16 protein-coding genes, 3 tRNA genes and 7 pseudogenes are annotated in these 16,750 nt (G+C 51.5%); 9 read left to right on the plus strand and 17 right to left on the minus strand.

Translation table 11 applies throughout. The features are described from left to right. Positions 1-218: 218 nt before the first annotated feature. The 3 genes from GYN01_RS11385 to GYN01_RS11395 form a co-directional block, all read right to left on the minus strand. Entirely contained in the window at positions 219-761 is a 543-nt protein-coding gene (locus GYN01_RS11385) for a DUF4174 domain-containing protein (RefSeq protein ID WP_203307086.1), read from the minus strand. A 167-nt stretch (positions 762-928) separates the two neighbouring features. After that, entirely contained in the window at positions 929-1,513 is a 585-nt protein-coding gene (locus GYN01_RS11390; RefSeq protein WP_203307087.1) for a DedA family protein, read from the minus strand. A 49-nt stretch (positions 1,514-1,562) separates the two neighbouring features. Further along, positions 1,563-2,609, minus strand: a complete 1,047-nt coding sequence (locus GYN01_RS11395; RefSeq protein ID WP_203307088.1) for a DMT family transporter — start codon at positions 2,607-2,609, stop codon at positions 1,563-1,565. 308 nt (positions 2,610-2,917) lie between these two features. Here GYN01_RS11395 and GYN01_RS11400 point away from each other — a divergent pair. From GYN01_RS11400 to arsH, 6 genes are all read left to right on the plus strand, one after another. Beyond that, positions 2,918-3,004, plus strand: a tRNA-Leu gene (locus GYN01_RS11400). A gap of 680 nt (positions 3,005-3,684) precedes the next feature. After that, on the plus strand, positions 3,685-4,107 hold the full coding sequence (locus tag GYN01_RS11405) for an arsenate reductase ArsC (protein ID WP_203307089.1): 423 nt from the start codon (positions 3,685-3,687) through the stop codon (positions 4,105-4,107). Next, positions 4,104-4,460 (plus strand): metalloregulator ArsR/SmtB family transcription factor, encoded by a 357-nt coding sequence (locus GYN01_RS11410; protein WP_203307090.1) that lies wholly within the window; start codon positions 4,104-4,106, stop codon positions 4,458-4,460. The genes GYN01_RS11405 and GYN01_RS11410 overlap by 4 nt, the downstream gene beginning before the upstream one ends. Positions 4,461-4,485: 25 nt before the next feature. Next, on the plus strand, positions 4,486-5,769 hold the full coding sequence (locus GYN01_RS11415) for an arsenic transporter (protein WP_203307091.1): 1,284 nt from the start codon (positions 4,486-4,488) through the stop codon (positions 5,767-5,769). Positions 5,770-5,785: 16 nt separating this feature from the next. Continuing rightward, on the plus strand, positions 5,786-6,256 hold the full coding sequence (locus GYN01_RS11420) for an arsenate reductase ArsC (protein ID WP_203307092.1): 471 nt from the start codon (positions 5,786-5,788) through the stop codon (positions 6,254-6,256). A 46-nt stretch (positions 6,257-6,302) separates the two neighbouring features. After that, on the plus strand, positions 6,303-7,016 hold the full coding sequence (arsH, locus tag GYN01_RS11425; RefSeq protein ID WP_203307093.1) for an arsenical resistance protein ArsH: 714 nt from the start codon (positions 6,303-6,305) through the stop codon (positions 7,014-7,016). A 31-nt stretch (positions 7,017-7,047) separates the two neighbouring features. Here the strand turns inward: arsH and GYN01_RS11430 are convergent. From GYN01_RS11430 to GYN01_RS11455, 7 genes and pseudogenes are all read right to left on the minus strand, one after another. Further along, positions 7,048-7,143: pseudogene (locus GYN01_RS11430) on the minus strand (hypothetical protein); the annotation flags it as partial. A gap of 83 nt (positions 7,144-7,226) precedes the next feature. Continuing rightward, positions 7,227-7,616 carry a hypothetical protein gene (locus GYN01_RS11435; protein WP_048401944.1) on the minus strand — a complete coding sequence of 130 codons (390 nt, stop codon included), beginning with the start codon at positions 7,614-7,616 and terminating at the stop codon, positions 7,227-7,229. Positions 7,617-7,948: 332 nt separating this feature from the next. After that, positions 7,949-8,062 (minus strand): annotated as a pseudogene (locus GYN01_RS11440) (tail protein X); the annotation flags it as partial. Beyond that, positions 8,062-8,361: pseudogene (locus GYN01_RS11445) on the minus strand (phage tail protein); the annotation flags it as partial. The pseudogenes GYN01_RS11445 and GYN01_RS11440, both read right to left, overlap by 1 nt. Continuing rightward, positions 8,354-8,536 (minus strand): annotated as a pseudogene (locus tag GYN01_RS22265) (baseplate assembly protein); the annotation flags it as partial. The pseudogenes GYN01_RS22265 and GYN01_RS11445, both read right to left, overlap by 8 nt. Positions 8,537-8,585: 49 nt before the next feature. Further along, positions 8,586-8,813, minus strand: a pseudogene (locus GYN01_RS11450) (GPW/gp25 family protein); the annotation flags it as partial. A 6-nt stretch (positions 8,814-8,819) separates the two neighbouring features. Next, the gene (locus tag GYN01_RS11455) at positions 8,820-9,041 is read right to left on the minus strand and encodes a hypothetical protein (RefSeq protein ID WP_048364894.1); all 222 of its coding nucleotides are present in this window, start codon (positions 9,039-9,041) and stop codon (positions 8,820-8,822) included. Positions 9,042-9,308: 267 nt separating this feature from the next. On the opposite strand from GYN01_RS11455, the gene GYN01_RS11460 reads away from it, so the two are divergent. After that, positions 9,309-9,545 (plus strand): ubiquitin-like protein, encoded by a 237-nt coding sequence (locus GYN01_RS11460; RefSeq protein WP_203307095.1) that lies wholly within the window; start codon positions 9,309-9,311, stop codon positions 9,543-9,545. A 26-nt stretch (positions 9,546-9,571) separates the two neighbouring features. On the opposite strand, the pseudogene GYN01_RS11465 reads toward GYN01_RS11460, so the two are convergent. The 3 genes and pseudogenes from GYN01_RS11465 to GYN01_RS11475 form a co-directional block, all read right to left on the minus strand. Then, positions 9,572-10,016: pseudogene (locus GYN01_RS11465) on the minus strand (phage baseplate assembly protein V). After that, positions 10,013-10,300, minus strand: coding sequence for a hypothetical protein (locus tag GYN01_RS11470; protein WP_420850417.1), 288 nt, complete (start codon positions 10,298-10,300; stop codon positions 10,013-10,015). Before GYN01_RS11470 ends, GYN01_RS11465 begins: the two are co-directional and overlap by 4 nt. 148 nt (positions 10,301-10,448) lie before the next feature. Further along, a tRNA-Phe gene (locus tag GYN01_RS11475) sits at positions 10,449-10,528 on the minus strand. Between the two features lie 283 nt (positions 10,529-10,811). On the opposite strand from GYN01_RS11475, the gene GYN01_RS11480 reads away from it, so the two are divergent. Further along, the gene (locus GYN01_RS11480) at positions 10,812-12,347 is read left to right on the plus strand and encodes a sensor domain-containing diguanylate cyclase (protein ID WP_048402022.1); all 1,536 of its coding nucleotides are present in this window, start codon (positions 10,812-10,814) and stop codon (positions 12,345-12,347) included. 615 nt (positions 12,348-12,962) lie between these two features. On the opposite strand, the gene GYN01_RS11485 is transcribed toward GYN01_RS11480, so the two are convergent. The 4 genes and pseudogenes from GYN01_RS11485 to GYN01_RS11500 form a co-directional block, all read right to left on the minus strand. Further along, positions 12,963-13,832 (minus strand): TIR domain-containing protein, encoded by an 870-nt coding sequence (locus tag GYN01_RS11485; protein ID WP_203307096.1) that lies wholly within the window; start codon positions 13,830-13,832, stop codon positions 12,963-12,965. 322 nt (positions 13,833-14,154) lie between these two features. After that, positions 14,155-14,229 (minus strand) — tRNA-Cys (locus tag GYN01_RS11490). A 146-nt stretch (positions 14,230-14,375) separates the two neighbouring features. Further along, the gene (locus GYN01_RS11495; RefSeq protein WP_203307097.1) at positions 14,376-14,594 is read right to left on the minus strand and encodes a hypothetical protein; all 219 of its coding nucleotides are present in this window, start codon (positions 14,592-14,594) and stop codon (positions 14,376-14,378) included. A 291-nt stretch (positions 14,595-14,885) separates the two neighbouring features. Next, positions 14,886-15,313, minus strand: a pseudogene (locus tag GYN01_RS11500) (LexA family protein). 452 nt (positions 15,314-15,765) lie between these two features. Between GYN01_RS11500 and GYN01_RS11505 the strand changes: the two are divergent. Then, positions 15,766-16,167, plus strand: a complete 402-nt coding sequence (locus GYN01_RS11505; protein ID WP_203307098.1) for a hypothetical protein — start codon at positions 15,766-15,768, stop codon at positions 16,165-16,167. The last annotated feature ends 583 nt before the right edge of the window (positions 16,168-16,750 follow it).

Consider the following 16,750-nt stretch of genomic DNA (forward strand, 5'->3'; position numbering starts at 1 on the left):
AGGGTGGTTGAACACACCCTAACGGATCACCGGGCAAGCCTTGCGTTACAGCTGAGGAGTATTTGTACCGCACACATTGGCCAGCATTTTCTGTTTTGAGCACATGTTTTTCACGCGCCGTTCACATTCCAGCGCCTAAATTGAACCCACTCCTTTAGTGAATCCCTCTTGGCCCGCTTCCCCCAGCGGGCCTTTTTTTGCTCGCCGATAGTTCAACGTCAATCATCCAGAGGCTGAGGGGCTTTCACCGCTCCAGAGGCTTTTACAGCGGTCTCGCCTTTGCCTTTTTTAGCTTTATCGGGTGGGGTCACCAGATCCTCAGGCCTTGAGTACTCTTTCTCTTGAGCAGGCAAGTTATCAATTGCGCTGAAGATGATATTGAGGTCGTGTGTGTCGGCAGGTAATGGCACACGCTGGCCGTCTTTGCCAAAAACAACGACTTGGGTGCTGTTGATGACACCTAAACTGAGCCCCCGAATCAGCGCCATGGTTTGCGGCTGCTCCAGGTTTTTGCCGTCGCGTTTACCGCTCAAACCTTCAACCGTATACAACACCATCTTGCGGTCTTTGAACGCTTGCTGCGTGGTCGGTTCTTCGAGGTTTTTTTTCAAGCTCATCAATGTGGGATCAGCAGACGTGCGAGCAAAAATTACCAGCGGGCGAGACTTTCCGATGTCCTGTTTCAAGGGGCTGTCAATGTCAGCAGACTGTGCGGCGCCAGACAACAATACGCTGGCAAGAATCATCAAGCGAATAAGCATCCAGATCTCCTTTTTTGTCATCCGACCGGGGCGTGAGCAGGCGTTAAAAACCTTCTCCCCGGTCTGCCTGCCAAGAGTCTAGGCCAAGGGAGTTATCACGCCACCAGCGCTCCCGAACTTTGCTTTTCGGGTTTATTTTTTGCAACTACACACAAGTGCGAGTCGCTTTACCCCTCTTGAGCCGCTTTGCGCTTAGGCCTGACATGCCGCACAAGTGCCGCAACCACCACCAACGCCATCACCCCCAAAATGATAGGCCAACGGTACGGTTTCAGATCGCCCAATACGTGCTGCAGGAACTCCCCAGCCCAATATCCGGCACTGGCAAACAGCGTGGCCCACACCAGCGCGCCTGACAGATTGATACACGCAAACTTGAGGGGCGACACCTTGCACGCGCCAATCACCATCGGCCCCATCAAACGCATGCCGTAGACAAACCTCACGGTAAAAATCGACACCGTGGGGTGTTGATTCACCAAGTGCGTCACCTTGTCTATGGCTGCCTGCTGCTTGTGCAGCCTGGGTAACAGGCGTTCACCAAAGTAGCGGCCGGTCCAAAACAGCAACTGATCACCCAGCATCCCGGCCAAACTGGCATAACCAATCACCGGCAGCAGCTTGAGTACATGCTGATGGGCCGCCATGCCGCCCAAAATCAAAATGGTCTCACCTTCCAGCAAACAGCCAATAAAAATGGCCAGATAACCATAGGTTGCCAGCAGGTAATTGAAATCCAAGTGTTCAAACATGCGCGTTCAATGACTCCATTGAGGGGTTAAACGGTAGCGATTTTGCACCTCAGTGCCGATGCCGATGATGAATATCCGGAAAGTGCGGGTGACTATGATTGATCGGCAGATGTACATGCGTATGGCTGTGGGGCTTATCCATCGCCACCTCGTCGACATGTGCGTGTTGATGGTGCTCATCATGATGGTGACGGTGGGCGTGCTCTATCAACCAATGGTGATGCTCGTGCGTGTGCAACTCAGTCAAATGCAACCACACCCCCACAGACATAAATGCAGCAGCCAACCAGAACGGGAGCGACACCGACTCACCCAACACCAGGATCGCGAGCGCAGCGCCTAAAAAAGGCGCTGTGGAAAAATACGCACCGGTGCGTGCAGCCCCCAGGCCGCGCAGTGCCAGCACAAACAGAACCAGGCTCACGCCATAGCCGAGAAAACCGATTAGCAATGTCGGCGTTAATACCGCCAATGCGGGCAGTTGGGCGCCAAGCGACAGGGCTATTGCGCAATTGACGCCACCGGCAAACAAACCTTTGGCGCCCGCGATATACAGCGCATCAGAGGCCGAGACCTTGCGGGTAAAATTGTTGTCCACGGCCCAACACAGGCAGGCAAACGCCACGGCTAACGGCCCTGACCAAGACGCCCCCCCAACGCCCACCTCAGCTGACGGCCAGCCCAACACCACCCCGCCCGCAATAATCGCCAACATGCCCAAGACAATTCGGCGGTCGGCGTTTTCTTTAAACACCACCCACGCCAGCAACGCCGTCAACACAGGCTCCAGATTCAACATCAAAGACGCTGTGGCGCCGGACGTGCGCGTCAAACCGAACATCAAGGCCACGGGGCCCATGACCCCACCAAACGCAATAGCACCCAGCAACCACGGCCATTCGCCAGCCCTTAACCCTGACGATTTCCACCCACGGTCTCTGAGACAACGCACCAGCAACACCCCCGCGCCACTGCCCACATACAACAACCCGGCCAACAACACAGGGGAAATATCGGTGCCCAACAGCTTGGCCAGCGGAGTACTTGCCCCAAACAGCGCAGCAGCCGCTAGCGCATAAATCACACTCGTATTCATTTCGCTTACTACAGTTGCAAACCTGCAAATACCCTAGCCTAAACCAGCTTGGGGGAGGTGGCGGATAAACCAGGCCGATGCCTGCCTTAAGACAGCCGCCCCCTTGCCCACTAACAATGCGCGTTCATAGCTTCATGATTTTTCGACGTTTTTATGAGGCACTCGGGTAAAAAAATGTACATAAATGGACGTTATCGAACTTGCCTCATTGCACAAGCCTCTATATATTCGTCCACCTGTCACGCAGGCTCTTGAGCACTTTAAGCAATTAAAGTCCCATCCTCCCTGACGCGCTGCACAGCGCTACCGCCCGAATGGCGAAATTGGTAGACGCATGGGACTTAAAATCCCCCGTTCGAAAGGACGTGCCGGTTCGATTCCGGCTTCGGGCACCAAACAAATCAAGGGCCTGCATGAGATTCTTCATCCAGGCCCTTTGTTTTTTTGCACCGCAAAAATTCAGACCGCTCCGCAATTCTGTTTTTACCCCTTCCCTTGGCGCCCTGCCAATTTACGGCATTACGAGCATCACAACTGTAGCCAAATCCCTAGCACCCTATGCGTGTCAAGGCTGGCGAAACCCGTACAGAGCAAGCACTCACGGGGGCACAGACTGAAAACGATGCCCTACAGTGTTTAGTCAGGTTTCACGATTCCCCGCAAAAGTCCCTAAGGTATTGGCGCCTTGTCTCCGGCGTTCTGGCGAACCAGCCATCTCCCAGAACTTCCTGTAATAAGCCTAAACCTCGGTCGCTTTCTGCTCCAGAGCTTTGATGCGCTCAACCTAACGTTCGATGTCCAATGGTTGGGCCTCAACCTGATCTATCGTGATTGCTTGAGCTTCCACCAGGTGCGGGACGTATTGTTCGTACCCCATTGACCAAACATCAGCCCCCCCTGCATCAGCGTGATGACTCACTCCCGGGAACCGATGCGCGTGGTTTTACCGCTCCCGCGCATGTCGCTGGCTTTGCCCCGGATTACCAGCGGATCGGGCGAGAGTCACCCATCACATTCGCTTTACCGAATATTCGCCAAAGCGTATATTCAGTTTTCCATATGCGCAGACATCACCATGAGCGTTGCTATAAAAGTGCTTTTCGTCTGTGTTGCCAACTCTGGCCGCTCTCAGCTTGCAGAGGCTTTGCTTAGGCACACCGATCCGCGCTTCGATGTTTTTAGCACGAGCTATGAGCCCTCTCACGTTGACCCGCGCACAATTCAGGCGCTGGAGGCCGTCGGAGTCGATGCAACCGGTCTACGCAGCAAGTCCATCCATGAGTTTCGCTCTGAACGATTCGACTACCTAATTACCCTGTGTGACAAATCCGCAAGCGAGTGCCATTCGATGCCCGGCGCTAATGAGGTTATCGCATGGGATTTTCCTGATCCGGTGATCCGCGATGACCCTGTCGCATTTCGACATACGCTCCATCACATCCACGAGCGCATCAAGCTCTTCATTTTGGTAAAGACCAAACATCTGGAGGATCTATGACAGAACCCATGAACCCCACCACGCTGTTCAAGTGCCTGGCAGATGACACGCGAACCAAAATTACGTTGCTCGTCGTGAGTGAAGGTGAGCTGTGTGTCTGCGAACTGACGGCGGCACTCGATCTGAGTCAGCCGAAGATTTCTCGGCACTTAGCGCTGCTTCGCTCAGCCGGATTGCTAATGGATCGTCGCCAAGGCCAGTGGGTGTATTACCGACTGCACCCTGACTTACCTGTCTGGGTGACTGCCATTTTGAAAGACGTCGTAGATGCCAACCAGCAGTGGTTGGAAACCGAGGCTAAACGCCTATGCGGCATGAACGATCGTCCTATCAATCAGGCCGTGTGCAACTGATTCACGTCCAAACCGGGTTATTGAAATGTTGATTGCCGTATTGATCTTTATTGCCACCATCGCGCTTGTCATCTGGCAACCCAGAGGGCTTGGGGTAGGTTGGAGCGCCATGATGGGTGCTGTCGTGGCTCTGCTGACGGGCGTCGTTACCCTCGGGGACATACCTGAAGTTTGGAGCATCGTCTGGAACGCCACCGGGACGTTCATCGCGGTCATCATTATTAGCCTGCTGCTTGATGAGGCCGGATTTTTCAAGTGGGCTGCGCTGCATGTTGCGAGATGGGGCGCTGGCAGCACCCGCAAGCTCTTCGCACTATTCATCCTGTTAGGCGCGGCGGTATCGGCGTTATTCGCCAATGACGGCGCGGCACTCATCCTCACGCCCATCGTGATTGCGATGCTGCTGGCGTTGCGTTTTTCTCCTGCTGCGACATTGGCATTCGTAATGGCAGCCGGTTTTATCGCCGACACGGCGAGCTTGCCGTTTGTGGTTTCCAACCTGGTCAATATCGTTTCTGCTGACTACTTCGGTATTAGCTTCAATGAATACGCCTCGATTATGGTGCCCGTAAACATTGTCAGCGTGGCGGCGACATTAGCCATGCTGCTGTGGTTTTTTCGAAAGGATTTGCCCAAAACCTACGACCTCAATCAACTGGACAATCCGAGCGAGGCAATCCACGACCGCGCCACCTTTGTGGCCGGTTGGTGGGTGTTAGCACTGCTCTTGATCGGTTTCTTTGTCATCGAACCATTGGGCGTTCCGATCAGTGCCATTGCAGCGTTCTGCGCACTCATCCTCTATGTCATCGCGGCGCGTGGCCATGCCATCAACACAGGCAAGGTGCTCAAAGAAGCTCCGTGGCAAGTGGTGATTTTTTCTTTGGGTATGTATCTGGTCGTCTATGGCCTGAAAAACGCAGGCCTGACTGACCACATCGCGCAGATCCTGAACGTATTTGCCGGTTATGGCGTCTGGGGTGCGTCCCTAGGAACAGGGCTGCTAACAGCATTTCTGTCGTCAATCATGAATAACATGCCCACCGTCCTGGTAGGTGCCCTGTCGATTCATGCCGCCGAAGTCGATGGCGTCGTACACCAAGCAATGGTGTACGCCAATGTCATCGGTGCCGACCTGGGCCCGAAGATCACGCCAATTGGTAGCCTGGCAACGCTGTTATGGCTGCACGTGCTGGCTAAGAAGGATATCAAGATCAGCTGGGGCTATTACTTCAAGACCGGAATCGTGCTGACTTTACCCATCCTTGTCGCCAGCCTGTGCGCCCTGGCATTGCGCCTTAGTTTCTGAATCAAGGAATCTTTTGATGAAAGTCTTATTCATGTGCACCCATAACAGCTGCCGCAGCATTCTGTCTGAGGCGCTGTTCAATCACCTAGCACCTGAAGGCTTAGAAGCGGTTAGTTCGGGAAGCTTTCCCAGTGGTCGAGTGAATCAACGGGCATTGCAAACGCTGGAGGCGGTCGGTATCTCCACGGTGGGATTAAGCAGCAAGGCTTCGGATGCTTTTGAAGGTTCCCCTCCAGATATCGTTATTACCGTTTGTGATCGGGCTGCGGGTGAAGCGTGCCCAATATTTTTCGGGCCAGCCTTGAAGACGCACTGGGGCTTGGCCGATCCGGGCGAAGCCTACGGGTCAGAGTCCGAGATTACCGCAGCGTTTGAAGCCACCCTCAACAAAATTCGTCAGCGTGTTACAGCGTTTCTTGCGCTACCGCTGCAAACCATGAGCGCTGACGAGCTCAAAGCTGAACTGAACCGTATCGGTTCGCTTTGAAGAACAATCGAGGCCTTGCCTGCTTGGCAAGCCTGTAGGAGTTTATATGCAAGACACATTGCCAAACGTAGACGCTGACCTGATCGACATTCCTTCGTGGGAGCAACTGTCGCCTCGTACACCCACGCGCCATAAACCTCGAATTCTTCTTCTGTACGGATCGACGCGAGAGCGCTCATTCAGCCGTTTAGTCACGCAAGAGGCCGCACGCTTGCTGAATGAGTTTGGCGCCGAAACCAAGATCTTTGACCCATCGGGCTTGCCGTTGCCAGACGATGCTCCGGACACTCACCCCAAGGTCGCAGAGCTGCGCGAGTTAATGCAGTGGTCTGAAGGCCAAGTATGGTGTTCCCCAGAGCGTCATGGCTCCATGAGTGCAGTTTTCAAGGCCCAGATCGACTGGGTTCCGCTGGCGATTGGCGCTGTACGTCCTACCCAAGGAAAGACCCTTGCCGTGATGCAGGTCTGCGGCGGTTCGCAATCATTTAACGTGGTCAATCAGTTGCGGGTACTGGGTCGGTGGATGCGGATGTTCACCATCCCCAACCAATCTTCGGTGGCCAAGGCGTTCACCGAATTTGATGAGGCAGGCCGGATGAAACCGTCCTCGTACTACGACCGTCTGGTGGACGTAATGGAAGAGTTGATGAAGTTCACGCTGCTCTTGAGGGATCGCCAGGACTATCTGGTTGATCGATATTCAGAGCGCAAAGAGTCCGCAGAAGAGCTTTCAAAGCGTGTCAATCAGCGCTCCATTTAACGTCATTGCGAGGACACATCACTTTCTGATGACCGGGTTTGTCAGTGGTTCGTCGTAAAAGCAGGCGGTCGTTGATCAGTGCGGTGATGTCAGCACCGTCTGCGACGATGCGAAAGGTGGGGGTCATAGGCAAATCCCGGAGAATAAAAAGCCCACACAGTGGCGGGCTAACTAGCAACGCGTAAGAATTAAGAAGTGATCAGAACAGTTTTATTTAAGCATTCCTGACTCTCTAAGAAAAAATAAAGTAACCAGTGCAGCAATCAAAAAAAATGACGCCCTTTTTAGCATCACTAATTTCTTTCTTAAATGTGTTGGGAAATTATTTAAATCTTCTGCGCTCGCTTCACCACGCTTTAGGTAGTACTCAGGAAACGTGAAGAGCCCTGCAATCCAGCCAATCAGCATGAGTTTACCCCAAGGCCCACCATACTTTAGTGGCGAGTGAGTTCTAACAATCGAACAGTTCTTCAAATACTCCAACATCAAATCCATCTTTGTATAGGCCATGTAAAGAGAAGTGCCTATACAAAAAATAGCCCCACCGAAGATTGATAGGCCGAGTACCAAAAATACCTGATCAGCGAGATTTACTGTCATTTGAGATTCTCATAGGCGCTTGCGGTTGCGGTTTTAAAATCGGTTCGGCTTCCGGCAACGGCGGTTTTTCCTGCTCAACAGGCATATGGAAACTGCCCGTCCAACCGCGTCCGGGGATGTGGAAATACTCGTTGAATGTGTCTTGGCTCAGCGGACTGAAGGGATCATCTTTAACCAATAAAATGTCGCCCGCCTCTACAGCGTCTACGATTTCTTCATGAGTTAATTGTCGGCCATACGTTTGGATATCAAACAGGCTTAGCGTGGGGAAAGGCGTACATAAAGCGTCTTCGACTTCAAATTTGGCAAAGAAAGGGGCTTCGATCTCAAATTCAAGCCCACAACATCACCACCTCATCACTCGGCAACGGCAAATCCGGCAGGTGAATGATCAGCCCGGCCAGCCCTTGGTTGGCATCGAGCACGGCCTCGCCCATGCCGTTCAGGCCGGTCGGCGACTCAGGCGCTCGTGTGTGGAGCGCTTGAGTTCGTCGAAGGCAGCGGTGTCCAGGTTGAAGTAGAACGGTGTCGATCCGGGCTTGAGCGGTTGCATGATCAGCAGGTGCGGGAATGGCTTTACCGCTTCTGCAGCCGGGGTCGCGTCTGCGCCCAGCACGCCGGTGGGCACGATGTTGGCCAGTGACGGGCTGAACTTGCCCGCGATTTTGTTGATCGCGGTCGCGGCCTTGCCAGCCTGTTCTTTGAGCACGCCGAGGCGCTCCTCGATCTGCGAGGCTGTGCGGGTGCGCATCAATCGCCGAGCGCGAGATTTCCACACCAAGGCGCCGACGCAGGTTGATCCAGGCTGCGAGGCGCCGGGTCGCTTCGGCCTGAATCGCCTCGTTTTCCGAGCCGGTACTGGCCATGTGCAGCACCGCGTCAATACGATATTCCTGCACCTCGGCGCTTTGCACCGTTAAGCTCAAAACTGATCACACCATCGAGCACCGCCGTGACGCGCACCGACTACAACTTGAAACGCGCCCCCCACAGGTTCAGCGCGTGGGCGACCTCGGCCTGTACCGCGCTTTTCCAGCCCGCGTTGATCGGCATGTCGACGAACCGGCGCACTTGGCAGCCATACGACGGGCGCATGCGCCGACTGCCCACCGGGGTGGTGAGAATGTCGGCGATGGACTGGCGAAGATGCTCGACGCCGGAAAGGGCCGCACCGGTGTGGCGATCCATTCCGATCATCGCGGGTTACTCCGTGAGGCGTTCAAAATCCGGGGGGGTGTTGAGGTACTGGAACTGCTGATCGTCGACCGCCGTGACGCGTCCTTTGGCGACCAGGAGCGAGGCACCTCCGTGCAGGATCAGGGTGCGCGAGGTGTAGACCTTGTCGCGGAAGATGCGGGCCGTTACTGCCTTTTGCAGGGCTGGTGCAGCCGGTTCGGGAACTTTGTCGTCAGGTGTTTTGCTCATGGTTTTACTCCAGTGAAATAAACCCGCACTTAGCGAGTGCATGGATAGTTTTCGATTAAAAATACAGCACCATTTTTATATTAATCCGTCAAAAAAGGCGCAGAACTCTAACAAAAACAACGCTCTAACATTGAACCTACTGCATTGCACTGGCATGTCACTTGTCGGAAAGCAGGTTGATTTTTTATTGTTAGGTAAACTTCAAATAGCCACTTCAGCAAATCAGACCCTTGAACCATCACGCCCCACAGGCTCCGAGGAATCGACATGAACATATTCATTCACAGCATCATAATAGGCAAAACATTCCCACTTGATTTGCAGCCCTCGGATACAATTGAAAACGTTAAAGCAAAGAGCCAAGACCATGAAGGAGTCCCTTCTTCACATCAGCGAATTTACCTTGCCAGAATAGAACTCAAAGACGGCAAAGTCTTATCTGATTACGACATTGGCAACAATGCAACTTTAGAGATGAAACTCCAACTCAACGCTCGAACTTAAGACTGATCAGGCAAACGCATAAAACTTTAATGTTTGTGATTAGATGTATTACCTCCGGTATCGATGATTTTTCCGAGGCTGGTGATGTCACCTGTCACTGCTAACGTGCCGTCGATTTTGACCGAGCCTATCAAGTCGATGGCAACCGCCGTGACGGTCACGGCGCTGACAGTCACCACCGCCGAAGTACCGCCGACCGCAATCGTCACGGTGCCGCTGGGCAAGGTGATGGTGTAGCTTTTGGCCTGCCAGTCGTAGACCAGCGAGCCGCCATCATAGAATCGCCACACCTCCACGTGGTCACGGTTGTCTGGGGGTGCACCTGCATCGCCATAAAACCCAGGCGCTGGTCCAGTCGCCGGTGGATACGCGGCAGGCCGGTGGGCTTGCCGCCAGATCTACCACAACCACGCAGCAAGGCATCAACAGGGCAGCGATCATACGGTCGTGTTTGGCAGTGGCGTAGCTCACGGCAGATCCTGCGGCGCGACCGACTCTTCGTCGTTGACGCTGATCAGCAACGAGCCCGGCGGCTCATCGGGCCACGGCCATGCCTGCTCGCCGAGGAATACCGTCTGCGTCCACTCCACCAGCCACACGGTGTAGCCATCCAGATCCGGGCGGGTCCAGTCTTGCGCCGAGCGCTGAAACTCTGCGGCTTCCATCGCCAAGCCCCACGACTGGGCGCGTAACAGCACCGCCAGTTGCGGGGCCAGGTGCACGGCTTGCGGGCAATGATCGGCGCGGATAACCAAGCGGGTTTATCGACGTGTCGGCGCGATCGCGAAACCCTCAAAATAAAATAGTTTTCGGAACTCCACCCCCTAAAGTTTCGGAACGCCTCACTTTCCAGCAGCCAATAAAAAACCCCGTAGACGTTGATCTACGGGGTTTTCTGTATGTTGGCCGAGGCCGGAATCGAACCGGCGTGGGCGGATTTTCAATCCACTAATTTATATATACAAATCAGTAACTTATCATCATTTCAATTCTGCAAATGCTTCATATCTATATGTCTGAACGTCAAGGTTATAAAGGGTTTAATGTTGAGATGCGGAACCGATTTTACCCCCCATTCCAGCGTCCCATGGACAATACAACGTTCATCAATTAGCGAACCGGACGTGCCCTATAGATTGACTGCTGAGCTACTGCTATCGGCCAGAAGCAGCCTTTCGAAGGTGTCTACAAAACCTAGGGCTATTCAATTATTAATTATAGAAAATTCACAGGAAGGCTCAGCACGTCCACGCTATGATGAGTTCAATGAAAACGATAATGCTCGTGTCTGGTCGATTAACACCCAAAGCTCTTTCTGTGGGCCTGATAGCTTTCATCTTTTTGATCTGTGTCACGCTAGCCTCCGCAATTGCTTGGCAGTTAAAGCAATCGGCGAACGAACGATTGATGAATGCCAGAATTGCTGTCAGCAACATTGTTCGGGCTTCCGGGCAGCAGGCTGAAGATACCTTACGTCAGGCTGAAAGCATTCTAAGCAATCTTGCAGAGCGTGTTGAAAATGACAAACTTGATGCGGAACAGAGAACTCGTTTATTCAAAGTAATGGCTAGCAATGTCGAGGCAACCGACGGAATTCAAGGATTGTTCATTTACAACAGTAATGGCGACTGGGTAGTCAATTCGTTTTCCTCTGAGACGGTCGCAAAGAATAATAGCGATCGCTCTTATTTTATCTACCATAAGAACCACCCTGACACTGCAACCCATATAGGCCAAGTCATTTTGAGCCGCACCACCGGCGAAATGATCATCCCTGTCAGCCGCCGCACCCAATACCCAGATGGCAGCTTCAGCGGCGTGGTTTTAGCGACGTTGCCTGTCGCATATTTTCAACATTTCTTTGAGCGTTTAGACGTAGACGAGCAAGGGGTGATACTGCTCGCACTGAATAACGGCGATTTGCTGGCCCGCCGACCAATGATTGACACGTTGATGACTACTAATATCGCAAAGGGAGAACTGTTTAGTCGATATTTAATAAACAGCGATGACGGAACAGCAAGCCTGACGTCTATGGTGGATGGGGTAGAACGAGTCTATGCCTACAGCCGAATACCGGGCCTCCCGATCGTCACTGCAGCAGGATTGTCATTAGACTCAGTTTTTGATACATGGTGGACGTACGTCTATCAAGCATCGATTATGGTGGTGCTTATAATTATTGTGCTAACCAGTCTGGGATTTCTCTTTTACAGACAAATTCAACGTTTGTTGGTGGCAGAAGCGGAACTGCGTATTGCGCAACACGATTTAGAGCATATTGCTAAAACAGACAGCCTTACGGGGCTGCCTAACCGTAGGTGTTTCGACGCCAAACTAGCACAAGAGTGGTCGAGAACATCCCGCACTGAAAGTAGCGTAGCGCTCATACTTATCGATATAGATTGGTTCAAGCAGTACAACGACTATTATGGCCATGTTCTCGGCGACGAATGTTTAAAGCAAATCGCACAGTTAATAGGAAAAAACATAAATCGCCCAGCCGACCTAGCTGCCCGGTATGGTGGGGAGGAGTTTGTAATTCTGCTTCCAGAGACCAACTTGGTAGGAGCAGTAAATATCGCTGAGGAAGTTCGGTCGGCAATAGAAGCTGCAGACATCGAACATAGGGGCAGTTCGGTTGGAATTGTGACCATCAGCGCAGGTGTCGCTTCAAACCACCAGGATGGCGTAATTGAGCCGGCTGATTTGCTGGAGAAGGCCGACAGTCTTCTGTATAGCGCAAAAAAAATGGGGCGCAACCGAGTTGAGCATCAGTCGCGGGAAGATCTAAAAACATAAAGCATCGCGGCAACATATATACTCCTCGAAGATCTTTTTAGATCAATAGCACGGAGTTCCTCAGATCATCGGCGTGCTACTTATTGAAAAGCCCCGGACTTCCTAGACGCTCCCGACGCACAGTTTCTTGCCGTTAGATGCCTTACTCGGAAGGCAGCAATGAGTCGAAATGAGTCTTTGGTGATTGACCGCTAATGACCGATAGTAGACCGTCAGAAGGTTTTATATCACCCATCATTGGCTTGCGAGCGGCCACTGTGACCCCTCCATGCGATCAAGGCTGGCTCTGCCAAGCGGAAAGGTTTAGGGCAAAATTAGGGCAGATTCAGGGCCGTCATAGACCGCAGTACGGCATTGCCAGAGAGAGAAAGCGCCCTATTTCATGGATTGGAGCGATCCTCAGCTACGCTTGAAGGGGTTCGAATCCCTATCCACGCTTAAGTCATGCTGGATGACTGTTTTCGGGGCCGACCAGGCTCAATCAGCTCTGGTCGGTGTATTGCAAGTAAAGGCGATTATCGGCGAGAGGCGGGACATTGTGAGCCGCAGGAAAGATCGACGGCTCGATAAGGTTTTGAACGAGTGTGGATTTAGTTCTAATACTATTGTTTCAGGCTAGCTCATTACTTTGTTCCAATCGATCTCATAACCAGCCGATTTAAGCTCTCGAGCGAGAGCAGCCTTCCAATCGCCTGACATCGGCGTCCAAACTACGCCAGCGAAGTCGGTTGGAATATCCATATCGCCCGACTTTAGGGCGCAAACTTTGTTACGACCTAGCGCCCCTATAAAATATCCAAGCTCCAACAGGACATTTTGTCTTACACGGGGCTCCAGCTTTGCTCCAACCTTACTTCCAACATCATCAGGTGTTAGTAACACCACTGCCATTCCCACCTCGGAATGGTGCTCGATTTTCTCGATGATGGTGCGGCCGCCATTTGCTTGCTCGTGAAGGATGATAACTTCAATATCCAACCTTTCAATGAAACGTGCAACAGTTTCACGAACGGCCTCATCATGTCCGTGAACGAGGAACACTCTGGGGAAGCCCCCTTTAGAATTTGATCTTAGGGGAACACTGAGGGGCACGCCGCCTTCGAGATCCTCAAGATCCGTATTTAATGCATTGATCGCCTGTTCAAGCGACGCTTTTGCATGGCTTATCTTTTTTTCCGTAATACCCTTGTAGTCCGGATCGGGCATGCCGGAAACCCATATCGTGGGTCGATAGTGGAGGTTATGCGCCTCGTTGTATCGAATTGAGGCAGTTGTGTTCGTTCCAAAACATCGCTCTAACGTGTCCTCAATACTACGTTCAAGAGTTTTGAGTTCAGGCGAGGTACTACCTTGCATGGTGTTTAGGTCGAATGCATCAAGATCTGCAATTCGTTGCTGTAGCCGCTCGATTCCACGCCTAAGCTGCCCTTCATCCAGATATACCTTGGGTTGAATTGCAGTCGGTGGTGTCGCCTTCCTCGCCATGGCTGTTCCTTGTTGTTCATTAATGAGCTCATCATGCCATCTCGCACGTAACGAGCAACACTGATCTGAATAATCGTATAGCTTCGTCATCTCTGTCGAGCTATTGCACGATGCATAGCACGATTACGTAACCGCCCCTCCTGGCCGAAAACAGGCTACCCAGGCTATAGGGCAAAAGGCACACCCCAGCCCTCCGTCACAAGGCTCCAGCTTACGGATTAAAAAGGCTGCTTACGGAAGCAACCCAAAAAATCGCGGAAGCGATCGTCAAATCGCAGGCATAAAAAAACCCCGTAGACGGTGATCTACGGGGTTTTCAAGGTGGAGGCCGAGGCCGGAATCGAACCGGCGTGGGCGGATTTGCAATCCGTGTCTTGATTCCTTTAGAACCGTGGCCTGCATGGCATTTGGTGTCCCATTACTCGGAAATATCTTACGCCTTGTAAGCCTCATTCCGCCTAGACTCGGCCTTAGGTTCTGGACCCAAAAAACCATCAATTTAACAGCACTCCGCTGGGTGAATAAGCTCCAGGGTAATACCCCCTAAACGTTTCGGAGGCGCGTAATAGTATCTGTAAGCGCTTGTGCATTTGTGTCCAGCGTTTCCATGGCAACGAGTGCGTTATCTGCAACACGCTGTATGCCATTGTCAGAAAGCCATTTCGTGACCTCCTCTACCGCCGCAGCTAGCGCATGCTGATTGTGCAGTAACAATGTCAGAGCATCTGCCATGGCAATATTGGATTCGGAGTGAGAAGGCATGACTATCGTCCTGAAAGTTGGATTTGTAGAAGACTAGTTCATCCTCAACTTTCTTGGCTTGCTAGGGATGTTTTGAGTCCAGTCCACGATCTGAAATGTAACGGCATACCCCTACCCGCTAGCACCCCATGCCCGAAGGAGCATGGCAACTCCTTTAAACATTGCTGCTTTCTCTGGCGCTCGCTGCAATCGAATAGCCATAGATGCAGATGGGTGCGTGAGAGAGTCACGCAAAAGTCACGCAGCCTATTTACTCCTTCCTCCGGCGTTCTGCCGAACAAAAACCAAACCTTATCGAATATGGCTTCGCACTGTATACGTGATCACACCCCAGACTGAGAACTCATCCCCTTCCAAAATGTGCCTGTCGGGAAACTTGGAGTTCTCTGACCTCAGGATTATGGACTTATCCCGGATAACCAGCCGCTTGCACAGTGGGTCGTTATTCAATATTCCTACAACGACATGGCATGAACTGGTTCGATCGCACGATCCACCACGGCCAGATCGCCTGCAAATATGCCGGCACCCTGCATGCTGTCGCCATCAATCTTGACCAGGTACACGCTCGGCGCACGAATACTCAGAAGCTCGTCGAGAGAAATTTGCTTCTCAATGTGATCCGCCGCCGGGGACGGGAAGCCTGCGGGCACTTTGAAAGAACACAGGGGCAGGCGCACGCCGCCTTCAGCTATCGGACCCAGAGAAGTGAAGCTCATGCGCACGCCTTTTGTTTGACTGTATGAACATACAGTCAACTGCGTAGAAGTTTCCTAGTCAATTCTTCTGTCGGAGAATTCGACGAGAGGGATGGTGATACGGGCTAAGCTTCGATAAGTGATATGTATCCAATCCTCTGCACTCGTTTTCCATGTGAAACCTGTCGCATGGAAAGGATCTTTGAACTCACTCGCAATAGACACGTCTCGTGTAAATCGAGTAATTTATCAGACAATTTTTCTCGCGTACTAGCGAGAAAATTGGGCTTACCTTCAATGGTTTAGAGCCCATGGGATCGCTGAAAGTGTTAGCCTAGAAACGTATAGCCAAAGGGACTAGGGATGTTAACCTCCAAGCTTGCCCGGATATTTTTTAATGTCTATTTGTAGTTCAATTTGTTACCACCCATGTTATTCAAAATACACCAAAGTGAAATAATCAAGGAGAAAATGTGAGCTTTATTATAAATGATATTCTCTGGTGGAAAATATCGCTACTCGGTCTTATCAACGGCTGGCTTCCCGGATTTTTAACCTTCTTACTGGGCTTATTATTTGCAAAAATATCTAACAATCGAAAGATGAAGAATAATTTAAAAGATAACATCCTCAGCATTTATATTCCTACATTCAATGTAGGTCATGAAATATCGGAATCACAAATACAGCACGCCCTCGCTGAATTGAACGTCACACTAAATACATACAGACAAATATATCCAAAATTACTTAACGATCAAGCTGCAAATCAATTGAGCACTATATTCACAAAAGGACTCTATGAAAAGAACGGCGAGCTTTCTAAAGAGCTGCTGAACCCACAATTAATAATAAATATTATAAAGACCCTATGAGCTTCCACTAAGCAGCTGCATGCTTATTGAATAAATACTATTGCTCTGTCGGACCCCAACTTCACGTGACTACGGTGCAGCGTTTGCAGTCGCTGCACTGGTACACCCGCCCTATGCGCAAGCCTATCGAGCGTGCATATGCAGATTTTCGCAGCCCTCACTATGAGCTCACATAGGTTCAGGCGCTGCGGTTTGGCAACAAGCTGCCGTCTTCCATAACGGAGAAAAATTGCTGGGAATCCAGATAGCGGATTTAGTTCTGCTGGATCGCCTATTTTGTTTTTCATAATCAATTGAGTAGAATCGATTTCCGCAACCACTAATGAAGGCGCTACACCGCAATTATTCTTAATGCTTTTTTTAGCTCAACTTTTTTTGAGGTGAGGCTACCAGTAGACCCACTTATCCAGACATGCAATCATCTCAGGCATCGACCAAGTAAGGCAGCTGCGAATAAATCTGCATTACCCTGGCGAATCAGCAATGTATGAAAACCCGAATGCTAAAGCTTGGGTTGGAACAGCCGATTCTAAATGAACAATCAGTAACGAAAGGAAAATATTACATGGGCTTCGATCATCGC

The sequence above is a fragment of the Pseudomonas weihenstephanensis genome (assembly GCF_016812185.1).
GTDB classification, from domain to species: domain Bacteria; phylum Pseudomonadota; class Gammaproteobacteria; order Pseudomonadales; family Pseudomonadaceae; genus Aquipseudomonas; species Aquipseudomonas weihenstephanensis.